This is a genomic window from Candidatus Tisiphia endosymbiont of Thecophora atra (assembly GCF_964026395.1).
In the GTDB taxonomy this organism is placed as follows: Bacteria; Pseudomonadota; Alphaproteobacteria; order Rickettsiales; family Rickettsiaceae; genus Tisiphia.
The window spans coordinates 1,145,026-1,155,840 of record NZ_OZ032145.1 but is presented as its reverse complement, the minus strand read 5'-3'; the positions used below and the strand labels follow the sequence as shown (position 1 = coordinate 1,155,840).

Annotated in this window: 9 protein-coding genes; all 9 read right to left on the bottom strand. The window is 34.6% G+C overall.

Going from position 1 to position 10,815, the window contains the following annotated elements; all coding sequences use genetic code 11:
• Positions 1-99: 99 nt before the first annotated feature.
• The 9 genes from AAGD45_RS05575 to AAGD45_RS05535 all read right to left on the bottom strand — a co-directional run bounded on the left by AAGD45_RS05575 (position 100) and on the right by AAGD45_RS05535 (position 10,812).
• Positions 100-1,092: a Fic family protein gene (locus tag AAGD45_RS05575; protein ID WP_341760968.1), complete on the bottom strand. Its 993-nt coding sequence runs from the start codon at positions 1,090-1,092 to the stop codon at positions 100-102.
• Between the two features lie 226 nt (positions 1,093-1,318).
• The gene (gene ftsY, locus AAGD45_RS05570) at positions 1,319-2,230 is read right to left on the bottom strand and encodes a signal recognition particle-docking protein FtsY (protein WP_341760967.1); all 912 of its coding nucleotides are present in this window, start codon (positions 2,228-2,230) and stop codon (positions 1,319-1,321) included.
• A complete protein-coding gene (locus AAGD45_RS05565; RefSeq protein WP_341760966.1) occupies positions 2,227-3,177 on the bottom strand; it encodes an L-threonylcarbamoyladenylate synthase in 951 nt (316 codons plus the stop codon). The genes ftsY and AAGD45_RS05565 overlap by 4 nt, the downstream gene beginning before the upstream one ends.
• Positions 3,174-5,213 carry a glycine--tRNA ligase subunit beta gene (gene glyS / locus AAGD45_RS05560; RefSeq protein WP_341760965.1) on the bottom strand — a complete coding sequence of 680 codons (2,040 nt, stop codon included), beginning with the start codon at positions 5,211-5,213 and terminating at the stop codon, positions 3,174-3,176. Before glyS ends, AAGD45_RS05565 begins: the two co-directional genes overlap by 4 nt.
• Before the next feature lies 1 nt (position 5,214).
• The gene (locus tag AAGD45_RS05555; RefSeq protein WP_341760964.1) at positions 5,215-6,090 is read right to left on the bottom strand and encodes a glycine--tRNA ligase subunit alpha; all 876 of its coding nucleotides are present in this window, start codon (positions 6,088-6,090) and stop codon (positions 5,215-5,217) included.
• A 311-nt stretch (positions 6,091-6,401) separates the two neighbouring features.
• The gene (locus AAGD45_RS05550; protein ID WP_341760848.1) at positions 6,402-7,358 is read right to left on the bottom strand and encodes a transposase; all 957 of its coding nucleotides are present in this window, start codon (positions 7,356-7,358) and stop codon (positions 6,402-6,404) included.
• A 424-nt stretch (positions 7,359-7,782) separates the two neighbouring features.
• Positions 7,783-8,241 (bottom strand): DNA polymerase III subunit chi, encoded by a 459-nt coding sequence (locus AAGD45_RS05545; RefSeq protein ID WP_341760963.1) that lies wholly within the window; start codon positions 8,239-8,241, stop codon positions 7,783-7,785.
• Between the two features lie 719 nt (positions 8,242-8,960).
• A complete protein-coding gene (prmC, locus tag AAGD45_RS05540) occupies positions 8,961-9,872 on the bottom strand; it encodes a peptide chain release factor N(5)-glutamine methyltransferase (RefSeq protein ID WP_341760962.1) in 912 nt (303 codons plus the stop codon).
• Positions 9,838-10,812 carry an RluA family pseudouridine synthase gene (locus tag AAGD45_RS05535; RefSeq protein WP_341760961.1) on the bottom strand — a complete coding sequence of 325 codons (975 nt, stop codon included), beginning with the start codon at positions 10,810-10,812 and terminating at the stop codon, positions 9,838-9,840. Before AAGD45_RS05535 ends, prmC begins: the two co-directional genes overlap by 35 nt.
• Positions 10,813-10,815: the final 3 nt, after the last annotated feature.

Here is a 10,815-nt window from a genome sequence, read left to right as displayed (position 1 = left end):
AAAATAAGATTATTAGCAAATGAAATATTTAACAATCAGGCGTCAAACCGCTTTAAGCCTGATTGTTTACATTCTCATTCCAATTTCGGATTAATTTCATTAATCCGAAATTGAGGTTACAAGCATATCCTTGATTTCATTCAGTGTTAGCTTTTGTTTCTTTAATCGTTGAATTTCTATACATTGTTCAATCATTTCAGGTGAGTAAAGCTGATAGCGTGATTTAGTAACATCAGCAATTTCAAGCAAACCTTCCTTAGTCCAAAAACGAATTGTTGACACAGTCTCATTGACAGCTTTTGCAAGCTTACCAATTCTTAATAATTTCTCTGATAATACTATATCTGAAGAGTTTACAGAGTTTGCTGCTTTAAGATAAATATCAAGAGAACGATTGACTGCATTAAAGATAATCTTTCCATAGGCTTCTTTTGAACCACCAAGTTGTGCAGTCTCTAGAGATGTTATATAAGGTAACCTCTCTTGTAGTCTAATAATAGCCGGTGGATAACCTGCCATTATTAGAATTAAATTCATCAATAATCGTGCAGTTCGACCATTCCCGTCTGAGAAAGGATGAATAGTTACTAGTCGATAATGTGCTTCTCCTGCAAACTGTACAGGATGCATATCTTTAGATGAGTTTAGCCATGCAATAAAATCTGCCATCAAGTTTGGTACTTTTACTGGATTTGGCATTATTACCCTTGAACCTGAAATACGTACTGCTACTCGTCTATAACATCCAGCATTATGATCATCGATACCCTTTAGGATAAGAGCATGAATTGATAAAATATCGTTTTCAGTAATTTCACAAATTTTCTTTTGCTGTATTTCATGGATTAAGTCCAAAGCTTGTGCATGATTTTTTGCCTCAAGATGTTCTACTAACGATTTTCCACCAACTGTTAAGCCTTTTTCAATTACCACAGCAGTTTCCAAACGCGAGAGAGTATTCCCCTCAATAGCATTACTGGTATAAGTTAACTCTACCTTAAACCACTGCTCCAAGTTTTTAACTAACTCTGAAGTTAATGGTCTGATTCTATCCAGTTGCTTTTTTTTGTTGTCTAGTAGGTCATATTTCATATAGTAAAATATAAAGTATCACTTAATGCTTTTCAACAATTATTTTTCTATAATCGTCATTGCAAGGCTCTTTAGATGCCACAACTGTTGAAAGTTAAAAAACTGTGAACACTCACAAAAAACCGTCTATTAGCGAGCGAACGTACGTGAGCGTGGCAATCCATGAATCTTGTCATATAGATTGCTTAGTCGACCTATGGTCTCCTCGCAATGACACTTCCCCTAGTTAATTTCCTACTAAACTACTGGCAAATAAAACCGGATCAAACGATTTTAAATCATCTATTTTCTCTCCTATCCCTATAAAATATACCGGTAAGGTGAATTGCTGTACAACACCAACTATTACGCCAGCTTTTGCTGTACCGTCTAATTTAGTAACTATAAGACCTTTTATGTTAGCAATAGCCGAAAATTGTTCGACTTGGTTATATACATTTTGCCCAGTGGTAGCATCAATTACCAATATACTATGGTGAGGTGCTGTATCATCAATCTTCTTGATCACTCGAACAATTTTTCCAAGCTCTTCCATCAGATTTTTTTGGTTATGTAATCTGCCAGCTGTATCAATAAATAATATATCCACATCGTTGTTTATTGAGTACTGCATAGAAGTGTAAGCAACACTAGCAGGATCAGCTGATTCTTTTCCTGTAATAAACATAGATTCACTTCTATCAGCCCAAATAGATAATTGGCTAACAGCACCAGCTCTAAATGTATCACAAGCTGCAATAGCCACTTTTTTACCTTGCCCACTATAAATGGCGGCAAGCTTTCCTATCGTAGTAGTTTTACCTGAACCATTAACCCCACAAACTAGGATTACATTAAGCTTTTTATCGTACAATTCAAAAGGCTTGCTAGTTTTTATCAATAATTGTCCGATAATATTGGCAAGTTGTTCTTTGATTACCAAACTACTCACTTCTTTGTCAAATTTGATATATCTTAGTTTACTGACAAGTTCTATCGCAACAGATGGAGTTATATCTGAAGATATTAACAACTCTTCTAGCTCATTTAAAGTTTGCTCATCTAGCTTTTGTTTATAAAATATTTGATCAATGCCCAAAGATATTTTATCCGAGCTATTGATTAATGCCTGTTTTAATTTAGTAAATATAGAAGTCATTTTATAGCCGCCCTTTTAAGCCTATCATTAATTGCAACGCCGATACCAATTTCTGGGATGGAGGCAACGGCAATTGCTAATCCATTTAATTCCGCATAATTGTCCAATATTCTAAGGTTGGCAAATAGGTTACTAGCTGCTTCAATTAAATCACCAGTTAAACTTAAGTTAAGCGAAAATTTGCCCTCAAGCTTACTATTAGCAAAATTCAGCCCTACCTCATTAGCTTCTAAACTCTCTGCATTCAACCTTACTCTAACTTTTGGAGAGTAGTGTTTATTCATCATACCTGGAGCTTTAATTTGCATCAAGCTAGGTATTTGTTTTAATTTCTTACCTAGAACTTCCTCTATTGCTTCCTTCGTTATAAAGCCATCTCGCAAAATAGTTAAATTATTAGTAGTAGTGTCCACTATGGTGGACTCTATACCATACTGACACTTACAATCATTCAAATTATCGCCTAAAATAAAAACATCTTTCTCATCTGAAAAATGTTCTTTTACATGTTCTAAAGCCGTGCTACTAATATAACCTGATGGGTTAGCACTAGGTGCTGCTATAGCCGTACCAGATTTTCTTATTAGCTCTAAAGCAATATTATGTGATGGTATACGGAGTGCAACCGTTGTCAGTCCAGCTAATACTGACCTTGTTATATTTGCACCGCTTTTTAATGGTACAACAATAGATAAAGGTCCTGGCCAAAAGATATTACTTAACTTAAGAGCATCTGCATTAAATTCCCCTATAGTTTTAGCTTGCCTCATAGTTGCCACGTGGACAATCAGAGGATTTATACTTGGACGCTTTTTTATCTTAAAAATCTTTTGACAAGCTTGTTCGTTACTAGCATCTGCACCAAGTCCATATACTGTTTCTGTTGGAAAAGCTACTACATTACCAAGTTGTATGAATTTGGCAGCCTGCTTTAATGTATCAGTCATAAAAAACTAAATTTTGCTAATTTATCAAATAATTGCGTAACCATTCTGAGCAACAATAAACGATTATTGGCAATGTTATGATCTTTATCTTTGACCATAACATTATCAAAAAACTCATTGACAGGTTTTACTATTTCTAGTAACAGGCTAAGAGTCTTAGTAAAATCTTTTTCTACAATATAACTATCAATTTGCTTAGAAATAACTCCTAATGATAAAAATAATTCTTGTTCATATTTGGAAATAAAAGCATCTTGCTTAACCTCTCCTTCTATATTACTACCTTCTAGTATATTGTTTGCTCTTTTGTAAATAGTTAATAAATTCTCACCATCAGCCTTAGTCAGAAACTCCTGTAAGGAGGCAAGCTTTATTTCACTAACAACTAGGTCTTCTTCAATATCAAAATCAAGCACAGCATTAATTACCGATAGATCATAGTGATTTTTAAAATAATATTTGGCTCTTTCTTCTAGAAAATCTAGAATTATCTGCCTAATTTTATTTAGCCCACTATCATTCCCTCCTCCCTTTATGTCTTCAAACATAGTTTGATATAAGTGAACTACATAAGCAACTAATTGCTTAATATTTATACTCAGTCTATTACCTAAAATTATCCTAATAATACCTAGTGCTTGCCGCCTGAGTGAGTAAGGGTCTCTTGAACCACTTGGTTCTTCTCCTATTAATATCAAACCTACTAAACTATCCAATTTATCAGCAATAGCCAATATTGCTGCATCTCCTACTGGTAAACTATCCGATGGACCTTGTGGTTTATAATGATCCCTGATTGCCGCTGCGATTCCCTCCCCTAGGCGATCTTCTTTAGCATAATAATATCCCATAATTCCTTGCAGCTCAGGAAATTCTCCAACCATTTCGCTAGTGAGATCACTTTTACAAAGTTTAGCGGCTATTTGTAAATCCTTATTTCTTGGTATAATATAATTACAAATATCAGCAATCCTTTCAGTTTTTTGTTTTACACTACCAAGCTTGGCATGAAATGTTATCCTTTCAAGTTTTGGCAATTTTGATTGTAAACTATTAGATAAATCCTGCTGATAAAAATACAAGGCATCAGAGAGTCTAGCAGATAATACTTTCTCGTTGCCACTTACTATGATATTTTGATCATGAGGCATATTACTGACGAAAAGAAAATAAGGGGCAAAATTACCAGTCTCATCAAAAGTACTAAAATATTTTTGATGGTTACGCATTGAGCTAACCAGCACCTCACTAGGTAACTTCAAAAAATGAGTGGGTATTTTACCCACCATAACAACTGGCAATTCTACTAATCCTGTTACTTCTTCTAATAATTTCTCATCCTCTTTTATCACTAAATTAAGTGACTTTGCTATTATTAATAATTGGCTTTTAATTATCTCCTTGCGACCATCTTGATCAATAATGACATTACTCTCCCGCAGCTTAATCTGGTACTCAGAAAAACTGTCTATAGTAATCGATTCAGGACTGATAAATCTATGCCCAAAGGTAATATTATTAGCCGTCAAATGGCCATATTTAATTGCTAGTATTTCTCCATCAAATATACATAAAATATTCCTAAGAGGTCTAATCCAGCTTATATCATAGTTCCCCCAATACATAGATTTTGGCCAAATATACTTACTAATTGCTTTAGGAATCATATCTTCCAATAGCACTCGTATATCGGTTTCTTTAGTATTTTTTACTATTATATAATATGATTGCCCTTGCACTAATAGTGTAGACAAATTTTTTTGTTCAATATTATTTGAGCGACAAAACCCTTCTATAACCTGTGATGTACTCGAAACTTTTGGTCCTCTTATGGTAATTTCTTTTGGCGGTATAGATTTCGGTAAATTGGTAATATACACGGCAATTCGCCTAGGTCCAATAAATACCTGAACATCCCCTACTAGCCTACTATCTTGCAAGATTGTAGTAAATATGGTTTTATAGCTTTCTGCTGCATTTTTTTGCATTAAAGCTGGTATTTCTTCACTAAACAGTTCTAACAATAACTCACTCATATTAATTCTTCTTTTCTTCTAATTCTAACCATTTATTACAGCATAGCTTAGCCAAATTGCGTACCCTGAGTATGTAAGATGCTCTCTCTGTTACACTAATCACCCCCCGAGCATTTAACAGGTTGAAAAGATGGCTAGCTTGAATACAATAATCATAAGCTGGTAACGGTAAATCTGCAGCAATCAAATCATTACATTGTTTTTCACTATCAATAAAATGCTGGAATAATATTGGGACAAAGGCTAATTCTAAATTAAACTTGGAAAATTGTTTTTCAGCTTCAAAATCTACTTCACCATATGTTAAAGCCTTCTCTCCAATTTGACCATTCCAGTCAAGGCTTTTGACCTCATCGATCCCTTGTATATAAAGTGCTAGACGTTCTAAACCATAGGTAATTTCACCAGCAACTGGGCGACACTCAATACCACCAATTTGTTGCATATAAGTAAATTGTGATACTTCCATACCATCACACCATACTTCCCAACCGAGTCCAGCTGCTCCAAGAGTAGGAGATTCCCAATCATCTTCAACAAACCTAATATCATGTTTTTTCAAATCTATACCAAGACATTCAAGGCTCTTTAAATATAGCTCTTGTATATCATCAGGAGATGGTTTTAGTATAACTTGGAATTGATAATAATGCTGCATTCTATTGGGATGCTGAGCGTATCTACTATCATTAGGACGCCTAGATGGCTGAACATAAGCTACAAACCAAGGCTTTTTGCCAAGACTTCGTAGTACAGTGGCAGGATGAAAAGTACCAGCTCCAACATGCGAATCATATGGTTGTAAAATCGCACAACCATATGATGCCCAATAATTCTGCAAGGTTAATATAATTTGCTGAAATGATAATTTTTGCATATTTATAAATTTGCTTGTTTATTTTTTAGACGAACACTCCCTATTTTACAATTAGAGAACTTCCTGCACCTTCGATGTTACCCCACAACTGTTGAAAGTTTACAAATACCTATACCACAGCGTCTATTAGCGAGCGTAAGCGAAACAATCTATAGATAAATGATGTTACTGGATTGCTTCGTCGACCTACGGTCACAACTGTCGAAAGTTCAACAAACGTCATTGCGAGCGAACGTATGTGAGCGCGGCAATCCATGAAGCTTGTCATATGGATCAACTATGTTCGCAATAAAAATTTAAATAAATTTGGTTTAAATTTTTATTGCTTGTGCAGAGCTAGTTAAATCACGTAACTTAGCGTTTGCAATCACAATGATTTTACGCATTAATGCTACCATCGCCACCATTTTCTTTTTTCCTCTATTGATCAATTTCTCATAAAATACCTTCAGTTCAGAGTTAGAATTTCTAGCAGCCATAGCAGCTACAAACAACATAGGTCTAACAAAATTTCGACCATGACCTGTATGTCTATATCCGCTATATCTACCGCTATCATTAGATATTGGTGCAACACCTACTAATGATGCTATTTGTTTGCGGTTCAATGTACCAAGTTCAGGTAACAAAGCTATAAGCTCATTAGATACTACTGCGCCTATACCACTAATAGTTTGCAGAGTCTCTTTCTTAGCTTGCAAGAGCTTATCTTTTGCTATTAAGTCATCTATTTCTTTAGTAATAGATGCAATTTGTTCTTCTAGTACTTCGATCATTTTAACACAACTAGACTTGATTAAATCAGCTCTCGGGGACTGAAACCTATTTTTTTCTGCAATCAACATTTGTTTAAGATCGTTCCTACGTCCTACTAATTCATACAAGTTTAAAGCTTGCTTAGATTGTACTTTAAATAGCTCTAATCTTTCTGATCGTTCAAAACCATAAAGTGCTAGAGCTTTAGCGTCAAGACTGTCAGTTTTAGCTGCATTACCAAAAGACCTAATAAAGTTTTTAACTTTACGAGTATTGGCTCTATGTACAGCAAAACCCTGATTGCAAAGCGTTAGTAATAGTTCCATTTCATATCCACCAGTAGTTTCTAAAACACACAATGCAGAACTAATCTCTTTTTTGTAATCCTTGATAAAATCAGCTATTCCATTAGAGTTGTTATTATATTCTTTAGTTTCTTTTTTTCCATGAATAGCAACAACAAAATTGAATTTTCCTATATCAAGACCGATAAAATTATTATATAATAGCATAATACCTCGAAGACTTTTAATGTTGTTTACGATTGTAAGCGGGCGTGCAAAGGCATCCCAATCAACTATTCAAACGTCTCGGGGATTTGGGCTAGAGTACCAATATCCATTCGGTCTTAAAACCAATTGCTTCACGGTCGCTCACGCCTGCACAGCGATAGTCATTTATATTATTAATGACTATCGCTGTAATACCCCCTTATAAGTCAGTATAAATCATTATTTACATTGACTTCAATATCTATTATATCATACTTTTAACTTACAATTGCTTCGTCGACCTACGGTCTCCTCGCAATGACGTTTGTTGAACTTTCGACAGTTGTGGACCTACGGTCTCCTCGCTAATAGACAATTTTTTAACTTTCAACGGTTGTGTCCTGAAGACGACGACGCCAATTCTTGAAGTTCTACCTGAGTATACCTAAATCTTACTCCATGTTCCTACTGAACTCTGTTTATAACAGTCAATCACCGGTGTCGCAATAGTTAGTTCATTTATTGCTTTTATTAAACTTAAATTATCCAAACCATCGTATATTATAATTATTCTTTGAAAATGTGCAACATAGTGTTTGTTATTAAGAATTTCTTCAATATCAAATGGGGCAATGATTATTAAAATACTAGCTTGGTTAGGATTTTCTAATTGATGAGTAATATAAACTGGTTGTTTTTCTGGTAATGGATCAAGTTTACTGCCATGCGGAATAAACTGTTTCCTAGAATATGTCCATATCATCTTGTTTAGTGATTCTTGCACTTCAATATCCGGAGTTAAAACTACAATCCTTAAATTACTATGATAAGATTTTTCTACTAAAAGGCAGGTTGTCTTATATAGTAATCCTTCAGCAGTATGGTAAAGACTAAATTGTTGCATGATAATTCTCTTAAATTTAAAACTTATACTCGATAATCAAGTTTTTTAGAATTATTAAAAAATACGTCATTGCTAGGGTAATTTAAAAGTCACAATCATTAGTTGCTATAGATACAAATCTAACCACTATCGATGTCATCCCTGCTTCGGTGCGGGATCTATATTACTTAATAGTCTTTCAGGCTTATTTTTTTAGATTCCCGCCTACGCGCATAGGCGTCAACTTAAGAGCGTAAAGATTGAACATGTATAAACAAATTAAACACAGCCGTCATCGCGAGGCATCGTTAGATGCCGTGGCGATCCAGATAAACAGCGAAGCTGTTTTTTAGAGTAACGCTTCGCGTATCTTAGATTGCCGCGTCGCCGCTTGCAGCGGCTTCTCGCAATGACGTTTAGGTTTGATTTACTTATACATACTCAATCATTACGCTCTTAAGTTGACACCTATGCGCCTACGCGGGAATGACATCGAGTGCATATTAAGCACTTTTTCCTTTATCTATTAGGCTTGCAGCCCGACTTTTAAATTACCTTGGTCATTGCGAGGAGGCTCTGAAAGCGGCAATGCGGCAATCTCATGAAGTAATATCTGCTTTTGTTAGGCGGTTTCGAGGTGATTTGAGTACTACTTCACAAGATTGCCACGTCGGCACTTTGTGCCTCCTCGCAATGACGGTTTTTGGCTAAAACTTTTTCGGCTTAGCTATACATCGAATTCAGGTTATTAGTAGCCCTCTATCTCTACCTTCTAAATCCTTATAAGCTTGCTTAACCGTATAACCATAACTAACAAAAATTTCTGTAACAGCTGCCAATTGATTAAAACCAATCTCTAAAAATAACTTACCATTTTGTTTTAAAAATCTCTTGGCTTCTTTAGCAATTATGTAATATGAGGCTAATCCATTATCTTCGGCAAATAAGGCTAAGTGGGGTTCATATTTCATGGTCTCAGGAGACATATAAACAGTATCATCAAAAGAAATATATGGTGGATTACTTACGATAATATCAAATTTTTGCTTTTCCAAATTTTCAAACCAGTTACTATTAATTATTTTAAATCTATCAGAAACTTTATGTTTTACAGCATTTTGACTAGCTATAGCAATCGCTTCGTTACTTATATCAGTTGCAGTTACATTGCTATTTGGCATTTCCAGTAACAAGCTCAAAACTATGCAACCACTACCTGTGCCAAGTTCCAATATTGTTAGCTCTTCCTTGATGTCATACCTGTGAATGCAGGTATCTAGATTCCAGTCTACGCGGGAATGACTAGGAATACTAATCGGATCAGTTATAACATCTTTTAAAATCGCATCTACAAGTACCTCAGTATCTTGCCTAGGAATAAGCACTTTATTATCTATGATAAATTGGTAACCATAAAACTCTTTATACCCTATAATGTAGGCTATTGGTTCTAATAATATACGTCTATTAACTAAATTTTTAAAAATAATTTGTTTTGCCTCGGTCAATCTTTCTTCTGATCTTGCTAATAAATATTCAATAGATTTACCAGTTATATGCTGCATCAATATGCGTGACTCTAGGTTTGCTGATTTAATACCTACTGTTTGTAATTTGCTAGTAGCATAAATTAATAATTCTTTTATATTCATCTTGTATAATTATCTCCATAATATCCTGCGGCAAAGGTGATTGAAATTCCAACAATTTACCACTCACTGGGTGGGAAAAACTTATATACCAAGAATGTAATGCTTGCCTCTTGAAATTTACTAGTTTTTGTGGTACTATGCTATAATTATGGTTAACTTTCCTGCTATTCTTACCATAAGTTTGGTCTCCTACCACAGAATGTTTTAAATGACTCAGCTGCACTCTGATTTGATGAGTTCGACCAGTAGTAAGTTTACATTCTAACATACTGATTAGACCATTAAAAAATATTTCTTCTGTTTTATAATGAGTAATTGCCTCTTTACCACCAAATTTCAAAATAGTCATTTTTTGCCGTAAGACACGGCTTCTTCCAATATTATTTCTTATAACTCCTTCTTGTGGATTGATAATACCCCAAACTAATGCTTTATATTTGCGTATAAGATTACGACTTTCTATCTGACTAGCAAGATGTTGATGGGCAAAATTATTTTTGGCAACAACCATCAGACCTGATGTATCTTTATCTAAACGATGAACTATACCAGGTCTTTCTAACCCTCCTATGCTAGATAAAGATTTTGCATGGTGTAACAAAGCATTTACCAAAGTATCATGATGGTTTCCACTACCAGGATGTACTGTCATACCAACTGCTTTATTGATCACCATTAAATCTTCATCTTCATAGAAAATATCAAGTTTAATATCAGCTTCCTGCATTGTTAAAGGCTCAGTATCTTTAAAAACTACTGAAATAAGATCATTCTCCTTGACCTTAAAGTCGGAATCAGAAATAATCAAACCATTAACTTGTACTTGCAAGCCATTTATGAGCTTCTGAATTTGGCTTCTAGATGTTTTACTGATAAGACCTACCAAAGCCTTATCAAGTCTAAACCCATCTAAATTTTTTGGTACGTTATATTCTTCCATCTA